Genomic DNA, 17,314 nt, shown 5'->3' with positions numbered 1-17,314 from the left:
CGTTCAGGGTTGGCAGGGGATTGTCGAGGTCGAAAAGGATAAAGTCGTCGATGCTCCAGCCGGTGCCCCCGTGCCGGGTGCCTTGAAGACGTAGGCGAAATAAACACCGTTTTGGCGGTATGCGGACAGGTCGATATTCGAAGACTCAGTCCAGATATCCGTCAGGGTATCCGGAAAATGACCGTTGATATTGGTCCAGTGGGCCGTCCGCGGATCGCCGCTGCCTGTGTAGTCGGTGGATACCTTCAACTGCAGGGGCCAGTAGGTATACTGTCCGGCGCGGCTCCAGAAATTGAGCACCGGGTTATGGGTAGCGCTGAGGTCAAATCGTGGAGAGACCAGCCAGTCTTCGTCCGGGATATAGGTCGGGGGCACCGGATAGTTCCCCCCAGGGGAAATATCGATACCGGGTCCGTGTCCGGGGCGCTCACCGGTGATCTGCGCGGGGTCGCGGCCATAAGGAGAGCAGGACCAGATGCTGGCGTCGCCCGAAATATTGTAGGCGGTAAAACCTTCGCCGGGAGGGGCCGTCGTGTAGGCGGCGCAGTCATTGAAATTGGTCGACCAGAGAATATGACGATCGGCCGGATAGACCGTGGCATAGAGGGCGGTCGGCTGACCGGAACCGCCTACTGATAGCTGTCCGGGCGTGGAAAGCCCCATGTTGCCGGTAATATCACTCGGCGGTGCCGAGGCCGTCGCCCGGACCCAGAGGAGTACTGGCGAGCTGGCCCTATAAGGGTCAAATTTCAACTCATGGGTCCAGTTTACGCTGTCCCTTGAGAACTCGAAATATTGAGACATGGTCATGGTGATGGTGTCGGTAATACCACTAAAACCTATCCCGATTTGCTGCGCGGGACTGGGATTCCCCTGCGTCGTAAAAAGCCGGGCACACTCCAGCCCCAACTGGCGCCGACAGCATAACTCTGGTAATGATCGGCGCCCCTTCCCAGCGTGGTTATGCTGGACGAATGCGGCGGCCTCCCAAAGCCAAAGACACCCGCAGTGTCGCTGCCGCCCCAGGCATACAGGCGATAATATTTGCCGCTTGCCAGATACTGGAATCCGGAAGTAAGGCGGGTGTTGATCTCCGGCTGTTGAATACCGGCCGAGTCGAAGCCGGTAAACAGCACGCTGTCGCCCAGCGGGACACTTGTTGTGGTAAAGTCGTCGGAACTGATCATCCATTGATACCAGACAGGACCGTTGGTCGAACGGTAGAGGTAACAGTCCAGCGCCATGATGGTAATGACACCATACGCCGGAGTTGTGGAAAATTCGTAGTAACGGTTGTTGGCAATGGCCTCCGCCAGCGAGTGGTCCGTAAACCCGCTGCCGACGAATCCGCCTGCAAGGGTTGCGCCGACCACCATCCCGGTGCCGCGGTTCAAATAGGTGTCGTTGATCTGGTTGCCGGTACCATACCAGTGGAAATAAGGCTCGTTGCCGACAGTCGGTACCGGCGGCCAGCCATTGCCCAAATTTTGATTCAGATCGATAGCAGTCAGCGTATCCTGGCTGTGTACGGCGAAGGGCAGCATAGCCCACGCGAGCCAAAGGATAAAGTTCAGTGGCTTCATTGTCCAAAAGGTTGATGTGGAGTAATTGGACGGTAGGAAATTAGCGGGAGATGCTTTTCAGAGGATTGGAAGGTAAATGTACGAAAACTACACAATTTCTTTTTTTGTGTGTAATTATCGGTTTCCCGTCATCCTATGGGAAATTCCGTTTATGAGATTTCTCTGCATAATGTTCCTGGCTTTCCCCGCGATTGCATTCTCCCAAACCATATCTATCAGGGGAATAGTAAAGAACGAGATCGATTCAGCCATGTCCTACGTTACCGTTGCGGTAAAAGGCGGCAAAACAACTACTATGACCAACTCCAACGGTGTCTTTACCCTCACTGTGCCAACACTTCCCGTTTCTTTAGTTTTCTCAGCCGTCGGGTATGAAAGAAAGGAACTCGCGATAAGCACAGCGGACAGTGCGATATACATTTCGGTGAGACTTGCCATGGCAACTTCGGCGTTGAAAGACGTAATGGTCACAGCCAGCCCTACCGTTCCCCTGACAGCCCTCGAAGGGCGGGCTCCGGGACTCAGTGTCGGCGCAAGCAAAACGATCTCAATCCGTGGAACCGCATCCTATCGGTCAAAAGGAGCGGCTTCTCTATATGGGTCGTCTTCCCCCGGGGAATACCTTCCTCCCTGAGTCGGGGGCTTCTTATCACCTCCGATACCACTGGCAACGGGACACGCGACGCCGGAAAACCAGGTCATCCAAAAGTCCTCACAGCCGGCGAGCTCAGCGATTTTAAAAAATGGACGCTGTGGGAAGGCTACACCAAAGACGAATTCAAAAAATGGAGCCAACACTGGGGCATCTCACCCTCCCAGCGTTATTGCGTTCAGGTACAAAACGACGGTCACAAGGGGATCGCCGGCGTCAAAGTCTTTTTGATCAGCGGGAATACAAAGGACACCGCCTGGCGTGCCGTTACTGATAATACCGGCAAGGCCGAACTATGGGCGAATTTTGATGGGACGGCCGACCGTCAGGATTCTTACCGGATCGTATGCGGAACGGAGACCGTCCGCAATCCCGTTATGTTTGCCAACGGCATTAACTATATCTCACTACGAACCGATTGCGACCATTCCAACGTCGCGGAGATCGCCTTTGTCGTGGACGCCACCGGCAGCATGGGTGACGAGATCCAATATCTGCAGGAGGAGTTGCAGGACGTCATCGGCGGATTGTCCGATAAAAATAAGGGCGTCGACCTTTATCTCGGAGCCGTCTTTTACCGGGACAAAAGTGACGAATATTTGACCCGTCATATGGGGTTTCGAAAGGACCTGCCGGCCCTGACCCAGTTCATCAGGAAGCAATCCGCCGGCGGCGGGGGCGACTACCCCGAGGCGGTGGATGACGCACTGACAACGGCGCTCGACAGCCTGCACTGGGATGCGGGGGCAAGGGCAAAGATTCTCTTTCTGATCCTCGATGCGCCGCCGCACGACGAGGCAAAGGATAGAATGAGACTATTGCTGATCCGGGCCGCGTCGATGGGTATCCGCATTGTGCCGGTAGTGTGCAGCGGAATCGACAAGTCTACGGAGTACCTGATGCGGTCGATCGCACTGGCGACCAACGGCAGCTACGTTTTCCTCACCGATGATAGCGGTGTAGGCGACAAACATATCAAGCCGACAACCGACAATTTTAAGGTCGAGCTGCTGAACGATCTTTTACAGCGCGTCATCTCGGAAATGATCTTCATGCTGCCCTGCACCGACAACGAAAGGGTCGAAGCTCCCATCATTTCTAACAATAACACGGCAAAACTGGTTGTCTATCCCAACCCATCGTCAGGCATCATCAACATCAAGTCCACGGAAAAAATAAAAGAATTATTCGTCGCGGATTTCACCGGCAAATTCCTGGAAAAACTAAACGTCTCTTCCAAAGGTCAATCCCTGCAAGTCGATCTAAGCCGCTATCCCTCCGGCACCTACCTGATCCAATATTTTACCGACGATAACAAATGGAGCGCCGGCAAGGTGTTGTTGATCAAGTGACGCGCCATGGTCGCCGGTTCTGCCGGTTATCAGATCTTCCAGCGTATGCAGTAACGGCGGTGGACAATCTGTTCTAATGATAAAGAGCTCTTTTGGAGCTCTTTATAGGATACTGGACGTTTCATAGGGGAGGATTGGGTCTTCATCGGGCGCCAATTTGCTTCAACAGGAAGTCAAGTTTTTCTACAGTCAGGGGTTTAGGGAGCAAGCCTTCAAAACTTGGCTTTTCATACAGACGTTGGATTTTAGAAATTTCGTTTGCTGATGATAATACGAATATTACATATTTCTCTCTGATCGCCTTTTGAAGCCGGTTGAATTCATCAAGGAATTCAAATCCATCCATATCCGGCATTTCCAGGTCAGTAAGGATAATACCGTGCCTACCTATTTTCTTATCCTGTACATCGTTCTCCGTCAGGAGGTATTGGAGAGCGAATTTGGGGGATGAAAAAATCCGGATCTGTTTTCTGGGAATTCGATCGCTGACGGTCTTTTTCGTCATAGCCAGTGCAAATGGATCGTCGTCGATAATGAGAGCTTCCAGATTTCTATGCATCGGTGTTGATTTAATCCTCGGGTTGATGAGGCGAACTATCGCCTCTTGACACAAAGTTATTTCCTTGCTGGACGGAACGATACCATAGAATACCCGTCGTATAGGACAAATCGAACAATTTCTCTACCTTTAATACATGCCTCCTGGAAAGATGCCGATATATGATATTGCGGATTTCAAATACCTGGGTTCAGAGAGTGATTTTTATGCCAATACCTTTGCCGAGCATCTTATACAACATGAACACATGGTTCTGGCGCCCCATCGGCATGGCTTTTACTTGAGTGTACTATTCACGCGGGGTAATGGAATACACGAGGTGGATTTTCAAACATTCGACATCCAGCCGGGATACATTTTCCTATTGTCACCCGGTCAGGTGCATTACTGGAAGGTGTCGGAAGATATAGACGGCTATATTATTTTCCATAAGAAGGAGTTCTACGATCTGAATTTTACTTACGAAAGAATGGAACATTTTCCCTTCTTTGGAAGTAGTCAAAATACGCCATTGATAAAACTCGGGAAGGAACAAGAAGTTATGTTGACCCTTCAATTCCGGTCGATCGTAGAAGAGTATAAGAGCAAATTCCTCATGCATTTCCAAAAGATAGGTTCTATGCTCAACGTACTTTACATAGACCTCGCCCGCGTGTATTTGCCGGACAAGAGAATAAATAAACATCGCGAGCTGCAGCTCGGCTCATATTCGGCGGTTAAACGTGCTGATCGACAACAATTTCAAGGACATGAAATCACCTGCGAACTATGCGAAGGATATGTTTATGAGCGAAAAGAACCTGAATTTGATTTGTAAGGTCATCCTGAATAAGACAACGTCAACTGTCATTACAGACCGCGTCGTACTGGAGGCCAAACGAATGCTCATCCACACGAACATGAACATCGTTCAGATATCCCTCGACCTCGGCTACGCGGATAATTCTTATTTCAGCCGTGTTTTCAAGAAGGCGACCTGCGAGACCCCTTTAGAGTTCCGGGCAAACTACCGAAGGAAGCGACAGAAAGACGACTAAAAGGCATTTAATTGCAATAATCCGCCAAACTTATTGAAGCCGTTTTGCAGCGACACCATACTTCCGGAGATATCGCTTCGTGAGTTTTCCTGGGACCTTTGTTTCGGGAAGGCAAACGATGAAAACAGGACAAAAACAAACCGCTCAGCGAGGCTGAGCGGTCACTTGTTGGCCTACCTGGATTCGAACCAAGACAAACAGAACCAAAATCTGTCGTACTACCATTATACTATAGGCCAATCCGTCCTTTATCTAAAAAGGAGTGCAAAAATACGGTCTGATCCAAGATGTTCCAAAAGAATTTGCAAAAACTACAGCCGCAAAGTCCCCTTCGAAACTCAAATGAACTTAAAAAGCAACGCGAGAATCGCATAGATCAGCGTCGCGGCAAAAATGCCCTTCGCCGTACTATCCTTATGGGAATTGATATAATAAGTGAACAAGGCAATATTAAGCACCAGACAGGGCACCGACACCGCAGTGATCTGCGACTTGTTCGTCCGCAGGAAATCGAAAAAGTCTTTTATCGAAAAAGTGGGGTAGAACTTGACGAAATAATAGACGACAAGGCTTATGATCGGCGCGACCAACCCCAGGACCAGGCCCAGGCGGAGGTTGTCTTTTTTGAATATCACGATTTCCACGTTTTTTCGAGTTTGCTTTTTAGAACGTAATTCGTCATGTCAAATTGTACGGGCACTACACTTACGTAATTGTGTTCGAGGGCCCAGACGTCCGTATCCCTGCCGCGATCAAAATTTACGAATTTACCGGTCAACCAGTAATATTTTTTAGAGTTGGGATCGTTGCGCTCGACGAAATCCTCCTCGTACTTGGCGTAAGCCTGACGGGCCACCTTGATGCCCTTGATCAAATTCTCGGGGACGGCCGGGAAATTAACGTTGAGAATCAAGTGTTTATCCATAGGGCGGGAGAGTACCTCCTCCACGATGATCCGCACGTATTTCCGGGCTGCGCTGAAGTCCGCTTCTACACTATAGTCCAGCAACGAAAAACCAATGGACGGAATGCTTTCTATGGCCGCTTCCACCGCCGCGGACATGGTCCCGGAATAGATGACGTTGATCGAATGATTCGCGCCGTGGTTGATCCCACTTGAGACAGAGATCGGGTTTACGGCGCAATACCTTGTCCACGGCCAGCTTGACGCAATCCACCGGTGTACCGCTGCACTGCCAGGCTTCCACCCCTTCGAAGAGATGGTGCATGGGGTTAAGTCTCAGTGGATTACCTATTGTGATCGCGTGTCCCATACCCGACTGGGGCTTGTCCGGGGCAACCACGACGATCTTGCCCAGTCCCTTCACCGCTTCCACCAGATTGCGGATCCCCGGAGCGCTGATGCCGTCGTCATTGGTAATGAGGATTGTCGGCAGCCGCTTACCGCCTTTTTAGACGCTAATGGCGTCTTCGAGGTTACAGCGGGGGGATACCATTGGTGGGTTCCGGGCTTTTACCCGTCTCCTGCCGGATAATCCCTGTGGGCCCGGTCTTCCCGCTTCGAACCGGTCGCTGTGTCGTATCGGTGTCGGTGGTTTTTAAAATTCCGGTGGCGCCGGTCTTACCGGGTTTGCGTGTCAGTGCAGTTCTGCCGGAAGTCGTTTTCTTACCAGCAGCGGACTGCCTGGTTTTGCGTTCGTTAGACAAGTTCTTTTTTTCCATAGTTGTTCTACAAAAATCTGTATTTATTTGGAATTTGCCGCGTCAGAGCCGGAATAACCAGGCGGGTGAAGGGAAATTGCCGCTTTCCGCGGTTGGAATTATCCCTGCTTTGCAGTACTTTTGCCCCCATTTTAAACAAGACTCAAGTCTATGGCAGGACAACTTAAAGAGGTACGCAACCGGATCAAATCCATCCAAAACTCCCAGCAGATCACCAAGGCCATGAAGATGGTCAGCGCAGCCAAACTTCGCCGCGCCCAGGATGCAATTATCCAAATGCGCCCCTATGCCCAGAAACTCCAGGAACTGCTCAGCAATATCGTCAGCAACTCCGAAGGAGAGATAGGCATGGACCTCGCCGCCGAAAGACCGGTCGAAAAGGTACTTCTCGTCGTTATTACCAGTGACCGCGGTCTGGCCGGCGCTTACAATGCCAACCTGATCAAGCTCGCCAAGGCTACCATCCGCGATAAATATGCTTCACAGAACGCAAAAGGCAACGTCACGATCTGGTCGATCGGTAAGAAAGGCTTCGAGCATTTCCAGAAGAACAACTTCAAAGTTACCGAAACCTATAAGGATATCTTCCTGAGCCTGACCTTCGAAAACGTACAGGCTTGCGCGCAGGCCGCCGTCAAAGCCTTCGAAAATAAGGAATTCGACGCCGTTGAGATCGTCTACAGCCAGTTCAGAAACGCCGCCACCCAGTCTTTCGTTGTCGAACGTTTCCTCCCCATCCCCAAAGTCGAGAAGAAGCAGGGTACCTCCAACGTCGACTTTATCTTCGAACCCAGCAAGGAAGAGCTGGTGGCCGAACTGATGCCCAAGATACTCAACACCCAGCTGTATAAGGCGGTACTGGACGCCAACGCCTCCGAGCACGGCGCCCGTATGACCGCGATGGACAAGGCCAGCGACAATGCCAACGAGCTGCTCAAGTCCCTGCGTCTTTCCTACAACCGTGCACGTCAGGCCGCAATCACTACCGAGCTCACGGAGATCGTCAGTGGCGCCGCCGCACTGCAGGGCTAACAACGGGCGGAGACCTTAGCCACGGGGACGGACACTGTCGTCTCAGGAGAGCTCGCCCGCAAAACTTTACATATGGAAATCGGAAACATAATCCCCCACATCGAAGCGCTGATCTTTGCCAGCGAAAAACCCCTGACCTCCATGGAGATCACGGAGCTGATCAACAACGCTTTTGGTTTTATGGAGGAGAAGCTCACCCTCGAACAGATCCAAACATCTCTCGACGGCATCGTTGAGAAATATGCTTCCGAATTCTATCCATTCGAAGTGCGCGAAAGCGGCGGGGGATGGCAGTTCCTAACAAAAAAGACTATCACAAGACCGTCGCCCAGCTCAACGGCGAGAAATTCCTGAAAAGGCTTTCTTCCGCGGCGCTGGAGACCCTGTCGATCATCGCTTACAAACAGCCCATCACCAAGGGCGAGATCGAAGCCATCCGCGGCGTCAGCAGCGACTATTCCATACAGAAGCTACTTGAAAAAGAGCTGATCGTCATCACCGGCCGCAACGAAGATATGCCGGGCAAGCCCCTGGTCTATTCTACGTCCAAGACATTTATGGACTACTTCGGGATCAACACCGCGGCCGACCTGCCCAAACTCAAGGAAGTCTTTGCCGATACTATTGTCGAACCCACCATCATTACCCACAGCCCGGGCGAAACGCTTCCCGAAGAAGGCACCACCGCCGGCGGCGGGGAAGGCGTGCCGCTCGTAGTGTCCGAGCAGGGCGAACTACTGGAAGGGGCAGGCTCCGAAGAATCCGATGAGACGCCGGATACGGATGCTGCCGCAGTCGCGACCGAGCTGGAAACAGGCTCCGAATTCCATGGCAACGATTCTGAAGGCAACCCTTCGGAAAGTGACGAAGAGGCCGATGAAGAAATCGAAGAAGAGGCCGGCACAGCCGGATCCGGGTCCGGCGCCGACGAAACCAACTCAAAAGGCGAAGAAGACTACAGCGATGATTCCGGCGAGCAGCCTCCCCACGACCCCGCCTCAGACGTAACCGACGAACACTAAACCCAGGCAACCAATCATGTCAGAACAACTATCGCAGCAATACCTCTCAGAGCTCGGCAAAGAATTCGGAACTCCCCTTTACGTCTATCACGCTGAGAAGATCAAGGAACAATATACTAAGCTGACGACCGCTTTTAGGAACAGCAATACGCTCTTCTTCTACGCCTGCAAGGCCCTCACCAATATCAATGTCTTAAAATACGTTTGCAGCCTCGGCGCCAACGTCGACTGCAGCAGCATCAATGAAGCCCGGCTGGCGCTGCACGCCGGCTTCCCCCGAACGCATCCTCTACACGTCCAACGGCATCGGCTTTGACGAGATAGAAGAGGCAGTAAGCCTTGGCATCATCATCAATATCGACAGCCTTTCCAATCTGGAGAAATTCGGGCAAAAATTCGGTCACAGCTACCCGGTAGGCATCCGCCTCCGGCCCAATATAATGGCGGGCGGCAATCTCAAGATCTCCACCGGTCACGACAAAAGCAAATTCGGCATTCCCGTCGACCAGGCCGATAGGGTGCTGGCGCTGGTGGAGAAATATAACCTCAACATTGCCGACCTCCATATACATACGGGCAGTGAGATCAAGGATGTGGACGTCTTTGTGAAGGGTATCGGGATCCTGTTCGACCTGATCCCGAAATTTTCCGACCTGAAATTTATCGATCTGGGCGGCGGGTTCAAGGTCCCCTATAAAGATGGAGATTCTGAGACCGATATCCAGCTGCTGGCGCAAAAGGTCAACGAGGCCTTCGCCAACCACCCCAATCCCGGCGGTCGCCCGCTGCAGGTGTGGTTCGAGCCCGGCAAATTCCTGGTCAGCGAGTGTGGCTACTTCATCACCAAGGTCAACGTCATAAAGGAAACCGATGCCGCAACCTTTGTCAGCGTCGACAGCGGGTTCAATCATCTCATCCGCCCCATGTTCTACGACGCCTACCACCGCATCGAGAACATCAGCAACCCCAATGGCGCGCCCAGGCGCTATTCCGTCGTCGGCAATATCTGCGAGACCGACACATTCGCCTGGGACCGGACCATCAACGAGGTCCGCGAAGGCGACTACCTCGTTTTTTACAACGCCGGTGCCTACGGCTTCGAAATGTCCTCCAATTTCAACTCCCGTTATAAACCCGCGGAAGTACTGGTCAAAGACGGGCAGGCCCGGTTGGTCCGTCGCCGCGACGTTTTTCAGGACCTTCTCCGCAATCAGATAGAACTGTAGGCCGACACCCCTCACTTGCACCATGTGAACCGCGAGGCGGGTTCCCATCAGGGTAAACCCATGACCCCGTGAACCACGGTCCTCCGTGAACCGCGAGTCCGGGAACCCGACCAGGACCGCGGCATGATCCGCCGGGAATTTTCCTTATTTTAGGGGAACCAAAAATTCTCCTATGCCACCCATCCGAATGGTCGACGACCCCAATGACGACAGTAACAGCAATGGTGATGAATCGGGTGGTAGTGGAGGCGGGGGTTTTTCCGGCGGCGGAGGTGGCGGCGGCGGCATATTCGGCATCCTCATGCTTCTCCTCGGCCTGTTCCGCGGCCGCGGTCTGATCGTCCTCCTGATTATCCTCGCAGGCGGCTATTTTCTCTTCGGCCGCAGCGGCTGCGGAGCGGGAATCGTTCACCAGGTGGCCCAGGGCCTAACCACGGGCGGGTACCTCGATCCCAAACAATTCGAAAAAGCGAACATCTATGAGTCTCTCTCCGACGACTCGACAAAGAACCCCCTTCCGGAAGCCGTCAATCTACAAAAGTACGCGCCGTCCGTTGGCGACCAGGGTCATCAGGGAAGCTGCGTGGCATGGAGCAGCGCCTATGGCGCCCGCACTATCGCCGAGGCAGTCCGTAGCGGACAGGACCCCAATGCCCTGAGATACAGCCCCTCCTTCCTGTACAACCAGATTGGTCTGGAAGGCTGCGAGGGCTCCTATATCGAGCGGGCGATGGAGTTCATGACCCAGAGTGGTTCGGTCCCCTATAACGACTTTCCTTATGATGACAAGGACTGCGCGCGCCAGCCCGACCAGCAGCTGCTGGAGATGGCGCGTCAGAACAAGATGCGGGGCTTCGTGCGGCTGACGCCCGGCGACCGCAACAACGTCATCGACCTGCGGGCGATCCGCGAGAACCTCTCCCAGGGCGCGCCCGTGGTCATCGGGATGATGGTCGGCGGCAGCTATATGCAGCCGATGTTTGGGCAGGACCTCTGGAGTCCTACCGACGAAGACCGGCAGATGATCGGATTTGGAGGCCACGCGCAGTGCGTTGTGGGTTACGACGACCGTAAATACGGAGGGGCCTTCCTCATCATGAACAGCTGGGGCCCTAAATGGGGCAACAACGGGTTTGCCTGGGTGCGCTATCCCGATTTCAAATTTTTTGTAAGGGAAGCCTATGGTCTCGAGCCCATGGCAAGGACTGGTGCTGCTGCTAACGCTCCCTTCTCCTGTGAGATCGGCCTGATGCAGGTACACTATGAAGGCAAGAAAACCCTCACCGACAATTATATTCCCCTGCAGGTAAAGAACGGGGACGTCTTTGAGACCATATCTCCCGTAAAAATGGGCACGCGATTTAAGATGGAAGTCCGCAACACTACCGACTGTTATGTCTATGTCTTTGGGAAGGAAACGGATGGTACCAGCTATACCCTGTTCCCCTATCCAAGGCCTGACAACCCTTCCAAAACAAAATACTCGCCCTTCTGCGGCATTACCGGCTACCGGCTTTTCCCGAAAGACAAGAGCATGATGCCCGACTCCGTCGGTACGCGCGACGAGATGGCCGTGGTCGTGAGTAAGACCCCGCTGAACTGGTATTCTATCAATAATAAGATCTCCCAGAACCCCGGACAGGACTATGCGAGCCGGCTGAATGCGGCACTCGGCGACCAGCTCCGTGCATAATGTCAAATTCAAAAGCTCAGCAAAGGGCAATATGCAGTTCACCGTGGAAGGCGACCCCGGCAGCAATGCCGTCGTCGCTACTATCGTCGAGATCAGTAAACAGTGACCCAATCCATGACAGCGCAACACCATCCGGGCTTTTTACGGCTCCTGCGAAACCCCGTTCGTTTTCGTCTCTATCTGCTGAGTCGGCTGCCCAGCGCCTTTTTCGCCGGGCTCCGAATCGACGAGGCCGATGACGTCGGCTGTTCCGTCAGCGTGCCATTCAAATGGTTTACCCGCAACCCTTTCCGTTCGACCTATTTCGCCTGTCTGAGTATGGCCGCGGAGATGAGCACAGGTATCCTCGCCATGGCCGCCGTCTACAAAAGAAAGCCGCCGGTGTCGATGCTTGTCGTCGGCCTCTCGGCCAACTTTCACAAAAAGGCGACCGGCCGAACGGTCTTCGTCTGTGTCGATGGACCCGCGATCAGAGAGGCGATTGCTGCCAGTATCGCGTCCGGCGAGGCAAGACAGGTCAAAGCGCGGTCCGTCGGCACTAACTCTAACGGCGAGATCGTCGCCGAATTTTTCATCACCTGGTCGTTCAAGGCAAAAACGCCTAGTCCCTGACAAAAGGCAATACCTCCGAAATACCATCCACACTGCTAATGCGCAAATAATATATCCCTTTACCAAGCCGGGACACATTCACCGGCGTATAACTTTCCCCCGTCCCACCTTTACCATCTCTCTCAACAACACGCGGCCGAGAATATCCGTCATAGTCATCTGTATCGTTTCATTCTTATCCAACACCGTATAAAGGCTTGTAGATCCCGACGCAGTAAAAGAAGGTCGCAGACCGAAACGCCGGCCAGCCACATCCCCGGATAACCGGACTACCGTGCTGAAAAGAGAAAGTCCGCCGGAGCCTGAAACCCTCAACCGGTATTCAACCCCCGCACCGCTGCCCCCCGCACCACTCACCCCCGCGTCCACAAAACCATACTCAGCCTTCCCCGATTGCCCTTTTACACTGCCAACCTCAGAGAATCCACCACCCATCGCCCGCTCTACCCCAAAACTCTGCGGAACATTCGCCGCATCCACCGTCCACGACAACCGCACTGCAGTTCCGCCCATCCTGTTGCCCGTGCCGCCAAGTCTCTCAGCCGTGAACGAAGTGATTGTCACCGGCAGCGTCACCGGCAGCCCTACCTGCGCAAACGAAGCACTGGCCGAAGTACATCCGCCGGCGTTCTTTATAATGACCCTGTATTTATTGTTATACGTAGCCGAAGTTACGCTCGGGATCCCCAGCGTGCCGGTCGTCGGCCCGGTATACGAGGCATTGCTGTTAAGAATATTACTGTAGGCCCCGGCGCCTACCGCCACCTGCCACTGGTACGTGAAGGGAGCCGTCCCTGCCGTAACAGTAACGGGAATATTCACCGCGTCGCCTACATTGGCCGTTATCGTTCCCGCCCCCGGCAGCCCAAAAGCCGCCAGCGCCGGCACTTTCTGCGTCGTCGCCGCACTCGTAACGACACACCCCGCCCCGTCATTGGCAATATAACGGTATTGGTATCCGTCAATCGCATTGGTCAGCGCGGAGATCACCAGCGAACCGGTGTTGATGGTATAACTCACACCACTCGGGTCCGCGCCGGCAACCACATTGGTCCAGCCGGTGCCGGAATTCGTGCTTACCTGCCATTGATAACTAACACCGGCCGTACCCGCGGTATTGATCGTATTGCTCGTCGCCGGACAATTGGTCGTAGTGGTCGCGTCCAGATTGACGTCGGGACCCACATTGAGAACGGCAATATTGGAAGCAACCGCACTGGCGCCATTGACGGAAACATTACTGCGATACTTGTTGCCATTCATCGTCGAAGGAGCCCGGGTTATCGTCAGAGCCGGACCGGTCGTCCCGGTATAGATGCCATTGGCCGGATTGACACCCGCGCTCGTATTCTCGGCAAGATTGTTCCAGGTAATACCGCCGTCTGTGCTTTCCTGCCACTTGATAGGTAATGGTTCCTCCGGTAGCAGTCACCGAGAAACTGACGTTCGTACCGGTGCATATTTTTGCAAGCACCGGGGAGATAGGGGCCTGAGACCAGCTTGCAGACACAAACACAATGCTCAGGATAAAGAGAAGTAGAATGCTTTTCATGGGAACAGATTGTTGGTTTTCGGGGAATAAACCTACAAAAAATCGCCACGGATTCAGAACGTTTGACGTATTAATTAAACACTTACCCGTCACTGGTAGATATTGGTTTGACTTATCTTACTCTTACGACCGAAAAATAATCGTTTACATCTAGTTCAACACACCAGCAGCCAACCAGCGCAAAAAAGCCCGGCCGGAACGGCCGGCCGGGCATCCACCATCCAACTATTTAACCAATATCAACTTGGAAGAATACAACCTCCCTCCATTTCTTATTACACAGAAATGCGTCCCCGCAGAAAGTCCCGCAACACCCAGGGCCAACTTATACGTCTGACCTGCGACAGCAGTACTACTAAACAGCAGCCTCTCCAACCCGCCACTAGTGTTGTATATCCCCACAGTCACAAAACAACCCACCGGTGAAGCAAATTCGATAAACGCCGTTGTCGAGGCAGGATTAGGATAGGTCTTATATGCAAACCCCGTCAACGAGTCAACAGCAAACCCCGCTATCGACCTGCCATTCACCAACTCCGCCACAGCCGTCGTACCCGGGCACCCAGTCGTATTCTGTACCACCGTAGTTATCGCCTGCGAAAAACAACCATTTCCATTATTCGTCACCTGGATCGTATACGTTCCCGGTACCGTCACAACCGCCGTAGCCCCGGCGATAAACGTATTGCCCGGCGTAACCCAGGTAAAATCCACTCCCGGCGTAGTCGTACTACTGCTGATCGTCACACTTGTATTGATACAATTCAGCGGACCGTTATTCGACGCCGTTACATTTGCGGGAGTCGCAGTGTCCGCCAGTACGACCGTCGCCGTCGAAGCCGTACATCCGTTGGCCGGATTCGTGACAGTCAGCGTATAGTTGCCCGGCACATCGGTCTCGGCGTCCACCGTATTCGCTGTATATCCGCCCGGCCCGGACCACGCAAAGGTCGCGCCCGGAGTCGTCGAACCACCCTGCAGATCGATCACCGGCGTGAAACAGCTGATGATATCACTCGGGCTGGCCGTCAGTCCCACCGGCACACTCACATTCCTGGTCACGGTGCCGGGCAATGTAGCAAAACAACCATTAGTCGGGTCGGTTACCGTGACGGTATAAGTCCCGGCAACATTGACCGTAGCCCCGGCGCCAGCCGCAGATACAATACCGAGGACCAGCCCAGCTATACGTCACTCCCGCCGTCGTGGAATTGCCCGTCAGCAGGACGGTAGGATGCGCACAGGTGATCTGAGCCGTGGCCGGGTCGGCGGTCGTGGTCACACCGCCCGGAGCCGTCGTATTCTGCGTCACGACCGAGCTCGGCCGTCGCCGTACAGCCATTGGTAGGATCGGTCGCAACCAAAACATACGTCCCCGTGGCCGTCGCGGTTATCGCCCCACCGACAGAGGTAACACCAGGCCCGGACCAGGAATACAAAAGACCGGGGGTCGTCGCACCGGCAGTAAAGGTCACACTGTTATTCGTACAGGTCAGCTGCGCGTTCACAGGTATCGCCGTCGTCGTAAGACCCACCGGCCTCGCAATATTCTGCACCACCAGGGCCGTATCCTGCGCGGAACATCCCCCGCAGTCACGGTCAGGGTATAGATACCGGGCGCCGCAACGGAAGGATTTTGAACTAACGAATTAAACCCGCCAGGTCCCGTCCAGCTATAAACCGCACCCGCAGTTGTCGAACTCCCCAAAAGCGTCACGGACCCGGCGGTACAAGTCAGCGACCCGCCGGCAGTCGCAAGCGCATTGACGCCGCTCACACCCGTCAGCTTGACATTGTCAAAATAATACCGTTCCGTCGGGTCGGAATTATTGGTCCTGATGATTATTTGCACCGAATCGCCGGCAGGTATCGCCACGGATATAGTGGTATCCTTCGTTCCCGTAGTCGTATTGCCGATGCCTGCCAGGTCCTCATATACCATGGTCTCCGCGCCATTGCGCAGTCTGAAAAAACGCGCACATAGTCCGGCGTTTCAAAAAAATCGTTGCTGGAAGCCGTTTCACTCCGCAAATAAACATTCAGGACGGTATTGGTCTTTCCCGATATGGAGATCATGCCCGAGGTCCACACGCCCTCCGCCTGACCGCTGAAAGAGGTCTTGAACTCATTATTCTGTACGGAATAGGTACCTGTACCGGAAGTCGCCGAGGTCCAGGCGGTAGGCCCGCTGTCAAAAACAGTACCATTAGGTAGCGTAAAGTCCTCCAGCCAGAAGACCGCTGGCGTGGCAACCCCGGACGTGACGGTCACAGGCTGCGAGGCGGAACATCCCGTCGCGGTATTGGTCACCGTGACGGTATACACACCCGCCACACTCACCGTCGGGCTTTGCAGGGAAGAAGAAAACCTCCTGGCCCCGTCCAGGTCGTATGTCACACCTGCTACGGAAGAACTGGCGCTGATAGTCCCGCTTGCAGCGCATCCAAGAGCCGCCCCCGTCGCCGCGACATCGGGCGCGGCAACGACGGACGTGACGGAGTACGTGGCGGTACCGGTCCCGGCCGCATTGGTAGCCACGACCGTATACGTACCGGCAACACTAACCGACGGACTGGATGACGGAGACGCAAATCCGCCAGGCCCCGTCCAGCTATAAGTCGTAGTACCGGTTGCTGTCGTACCCGCCGTCAACGTCACAGAAGGACTATTACAGGTGAGTACCCCATTCTGAGGATTGGCATTGATGCTGACGGGTATCGTCGCGACCGTACACGGACTTTTTTCCTTGAAGACGTCGTAGTTCTCGATATAATACTCCGCATTGCCGGTTGTAGTATTATATATGCGGATGACGATCTGTACCGTACTCCCCGTCAATGCAGGCGAAGTCACCGTGGGTGTGCCGAAATTGCCATAGTAGGCGCCGATCAGGGTTTCAGGCCCGCCGTCCAGCTTGTAATACACTTTAACATACTCCGTACTCGTCAGCGCCCCCTCGGAAGAGATCTTGGCGTCGACCTGGAATCCGCTGTAGCCCGACACCGCGAATATCCTCGAATACCACACGCCTTCGCCGCCGAGCGTCTGCGCCTTGATGCGGTGCGACTTGGCCGCAAAATACACCGCGCCCGTGACATGAGTCCTGTCGAGATACCAGCCCGTAGCGCTGGCGTCCTGGATATCTCCGTCAGCCGAAGACTGAATCGACTGCGTCACGATCGGACACTGAGGCGTGGCGAGAACACGCGCTGCCACCAGCGAAAAGAGGAAAATTAGTAAGGATCGATTCATATGTATTGGTTTGGTTTGCGGGGTAGAATAGGAGTAACTATATACCATACTCGAAGAGG

The 17,314-nt window shown here is 53.9% G+C and carries 18 protein-coding genes, 1 tRNA gene and 2 pseudogenes; 9 read left to right on the top strand and 12 right to left on the bottom strand.

The window, feature by feature from the left end; genetic code table 11:
- Window positions 1-3 precede the first annotated feature (3 nt).
- The gene (locus ACQ86N_RS37480) at window positions 4-804 is read right to left on the bottom strand and encodes a choice-of-anchor J domain-containing protein (protein ID WP_431211483.1); all 801 of its coding nucleotides are present in this window, start codon (window positions 802-804) and stop codon (window positions 4-6) included.
- 35 nt (window positions 805-839) lie between these two features.
- On the bottom strand, window positions 840-1,583 hold the full coding sequence (locus ACQ86N_RS37475) for a hypothetical protein (protein ID WP_431211482.1): 744 nt from the start codon (window positions 1,581-1,583) through the stop codon (window positions 840-842).
- Window positions 1,584-1,659: 76 nt separating this feature from the next.
- On the opposite strand from ACQ86N_RS37475, the gene ACQ86N_RS37470 reads away from it, so the two are divergent.
- Window positions 1,660-2,217: a carboxypeptidase-like regulatory domain-containing protein gene (locus ACQ86N_RS37470; protein ID WP_431211481.1), complete on the top strand. Its 558-nt coding sequence runs from the start codon at window positions 1,660-1,662 to the stop codon at window positions 2,215-2,217.
- Window positions 2,218-2,462: 245 nt separating this feature from the next.
- Window positions 2,463-3,587 (top strand): T9SS type A sorting domain-containing protein, encoded by a 1,125-nt coding sequence (locus ACQ86N_RS37465; protein ID WP_431211480.1) that lies wholly within the window; start codon window positions 2,463-2,465, stop codon window positions 3,585-3,587.
- Between the two features lie 142 nt (window positions 3,588-3,729).
- Here the strand turns inward: ACQ86N_RS37465 and ACQ86N_RS37460 are convergent, their stop codons facing one another.
- A complete protein-coding gene (locus ACQ86N_RS37460) occupies window positions 3,730-4,146 on the bottom strand; it encodes a response regulator (protein ID WP_431211479.1) in 417 nt (138 codons plus the stop codon).
- 136 nt (window positions 4,147-4,282) lie between these two features.
- Here ACQ86N_RS37460 and ACQ86N_RS37455 point away from each other — a divergent pair, with 136 nt between their 5' ends.
- Both ACQ86N_RS37455 and ACQ86N_RS37450 read left to right on the top strand, forming a co-directional pair.
- Entirely contained in the window at window positions 4,283-4,963 is a 681-nt protein-coding gene (locus ACQ86N_RS37455) for an AraC family ligand binding domain-containing protein (protein WP_431211478.1), read from the top strand.
- Window positions 4,932-5,183 (top strand): helix-turn-helix domain-containing protein, encoded by a 252-nt coding sequence (locus tag ACQ86N_RS37450; RefSeq protein WP_431211477.1) that lies wholly within the window; start codon window positions 4,932-4,934, stop codon window positions 5,181-5,183. The genes ACQ86N_RS37455 and ACQ86N_RS37450 overlap by 32 nt, the downstream gene beginning before the upstream one ends.
- 168 nt (window positions 5,184-5,351) lie before the next feature.
- On the opposite strand, the gene ACQ86N_RS37445 is transcribed toward ACQ86N_RS37450, so the two are convergent.
- The 4 genes from ACQ86N_RS37445 to ACQ86N_RS37430 all read right to left on the bottom strand — a co-directional run bounded on the left by ACQ86N_RS37445 (window position 5,352) and on the right by ACQ86N_RS37430 (window position 6,511).
- Window positions 5,352-5,422: transfer RNA gene (locus tag ACQ86N_RS37445), tRNA-Gln, on the bottom strand.
- 99 nt (window positions 5,423-5,521) lie between these two features.
- Window positions 5,522-5,827: a hypothetical protein gene (locus ACQ86N_RS37440; RefSeq protein WP_431211476.1), complete on the bottom strand. Its 306-nt coding sequence runs from the start codon at window positions 5,825-5,827 to the stop codon at window positions 5,522-5,524.
- Window positions 5,815-6,261 (bottom strand): 5'/3'-nucleotidase SurE, encoded by a 447-nt coding sequence (gene surE, locus ACQ86N_RS37435; protein ID WP_431217751.1) that lies wholly within the window; start codon window positions 6,259-6,261, stop codon window positions 5,815-5,817. Before surE ends, ACQ86N_RS37440 begins: the two co-directional genes overlap by 13 nt.
- Window positions 6,179-6,511 carry a 5'/3'-nucleotidase SurE gene (locus ACQ86N_RS37430; protein ID WP_431217750.1) on the bottom strand — a complete coding sequence of 111 codons (333 nt, stop codon included), beginning with the start codon at window positions 6,509-6,511 and terminating at the stop codon, window positions 6,179-6,181. The genes surE and ACQ86N_RS37430 overlap by 83 nt, the downstream gene beginning before the upstream one ends.
- Before the next feature lie 505 nt (window positions 6,512-7,016).
- Here ACQ86N_RS37430 and atpG point away from each other — a divergent pair.
- The 5 genes and pseudogenes from atpG (at window position 7,017) to ACQ86N_RS37405 (ending at window position 12,451) form a co-directional block, all read left to right on the top strand.
- On the top strand, window positions 7,017-7,898 hold the full coding sequence (atpG, locus tag ACQ86N_RS37425) for an ATP synthase F1 subunit gamma (RefSeq protein ID WP_431211475.1): 882 nt from the start codon (window positions 7,017-7,019) through the stop codon (window positions 7,896-7,898).
- A 72-nt stretch (window positions 7,899-7,970) separates the two neighbouring features.
- A pseudogene (scpB, locus tag ACQ86N_RS37420) lies at window positions 7,971-8,920 on the top strand (SMC-Scp complex subunit ScpB).
- A gap of 16 nt (window positions 8,921-8,936) precedes the next feature.
- Window positions 8,937-10,146 (top strand): annotated as a pseudogene (gene lysA / locus ACQ86N_RS37415) (diaminopimelate decarboxylase).
- 172 nt (window positions 10,147-10,318) lie between these two features.
- Window positions 10,319-11,839 (top strand): C1 family peptidase, encoded by a 1,521-nt coding sequence (locus tag ACQ86N_RS37410; RefSeq protein ID WP_431211474.1) that lies wholly within the window; start codon window positions 10,319-10,321, stop codon window positions 11,837-11,839.
- A gap of 114 nt (window positions 11,840-11,953) precedes the next feature.
- Window positions 11,954-12,451 carry a PaaI family thioesterase gene (locus ACQ86N_RS37405; protein ID WP_431211473.1) on the top strand — a complete coding sequence of 166 codons (498 nt, stop codon included), beginning with the start codon at window positions 11,954-11,956 and terminating at the stop codon, window positions 12,449-12,451.
- 78 nt (window positions 12,452-12,529) lie between these two features.
- Here ACQ86N_RS37405 and ACQ86N_RS37400 read toward each other — a convergent pair whose 3' ends face one another.
- From ACQ86N_RS37400 to ACQ86N_RS37380, 5 genes are all read right to left on the bottom strand, one after another.
- Complete coding sequence (locus tag ACQ86N_RS37400; RefSeq protein ID WP_431211472.1) at window positions 12,530-13,714, bottom strand: hypothetical protein; 1,185 nt, start codon at window positions 13,712-13,714, stop codon at window positions 12,530-12,532.
- Between the two features lie 514 nt (window positions 13,715-14,228).
- Window positions 14,229-15,065 carry a T9SS type A sorting domain-containing protein gene (locus ACQ86N_RS37395; RefSeq protein ID WP_431211471.1) on the bottom strand — a complete coding sequence of 279 codons (837 nt, stop codon included), beginning with the start codon at window positions 15,063-15,065 and terminating at the stop codon, window positions 14,229-14,231.
- 122 nt (window positions 15,066-15,187) lie between these two features.
- The gene (locus ACQ86N_RS37390; protein WP_431211470.1) at window positions 15,188-15,562 is read right to left on the bottom strand and encodes a hypothetical protein; all 375 of its coding nucleotides are present in this window, start codon (window positions 15,560-15,562) and stop codon (window positions 15,188-15,190) included.
- Entirely contained in the window at window positions 15,508-15,879 is a 372-nt protein-coding gene (locus ACQ86N_RS37385; RefSeq protein ID WP_431211469.1) for a hypothetical protein, read from the bottom strand. Before ACQ86N_RS37385 ends, ACQ86N_RS37390 begins: the two co-directional genes overlap by 55 nt.
- Window positions 15,846-17,255 carry a hypothetical protein gene (locus ACQ86N_RS37380; protein WP_431211468.1) on the bottom strand — a complete coding sequence of 470 codons (1,410 nt, stop codon included), beginning with the start codon at window positions 17,253-17,255 and terminating at the stop codon, window positions 15,846-15,848. The genes ACQ86N_RS37385 and ACQ86N_RS37380 overlap by 34 nt, the downstream gene beginning before the upstream one ends.
- Window positions 17,256-17,314 lie beyond the last annotated feature (59 nt).

Origin of the sequence: Puia sp. P3, from assembly GCF_050632245.1 — a bacterium.
In the GTDB taxonomy this organism is placed as follows: domain Bacteria; phylum Bacteroidota; class Bacteroidia; order Chitinophagales; family Chitinophagaceae; genus Puia.
Note: the sequence above shows the minus strand (reverse complement) of the source record. Positions and strands in the feature narration are given on the sequence as shown.